This is a genomic window from Halorubrum sp. SP9, from assembly GCF_005435015.1.
In the GTDB taxonomy this organism is placed as follows: domain Archaea; phylum Halobacteriota; class Halobacteria; order Halobacteriales; family Haloferacaceae; genus Halorubrum; species Halorubrum sodomense.
Map to the genome: position 1 here is coordinate 1 of NZ_SGXU01000495.1, position 358 is coordinate 358.

The 358-nt window shown below is 65.9% G+C and carries 1 pseudogene; it reads right to left on the minus strand.

Features of this window, described 5'->3' with window-relative positions:
• Positions 1 to 264, minus strand: a pseudogene (locus EXE45_RS18360) (hypothetical protein); the annotation flags it as partial.
• Positions 265 to 358 lie beyond the last annotated feature (94 nt).

Sequence of the window (358 nt, forward strand, 5' to 3'; positions counted from 1 at the left end):
GCCAAGCTGGAGGCGGACGCCGACGAGCGCGGCGAAGTTGGTCACGGCCAACGAAAGGAGAGTCCACCGGTCGTTCCTCCATCCGCTTCCGGTCCACCTGTCGGGAAACTCGCGGTTGGTTCGAAACTGGAACGCGACGCTCACAGCGAGCGCGACCGCGACCGCGCTCGAAAGCAGGACGTCGATTCCGAGCCAGAGCAACGCTCCCCCCGTTCCGACACCGAGGCCGAACGCTGCGAACCGATGGTAGCGGGGCCTTAACATACGAGTCGCTGACGTGCGCTAGCAAAAAACTGTACTGGCCGCCCGGAGACACCGCCACCGTACTCAGCGGACGACGCCCGTCGGTCTCCCGGGG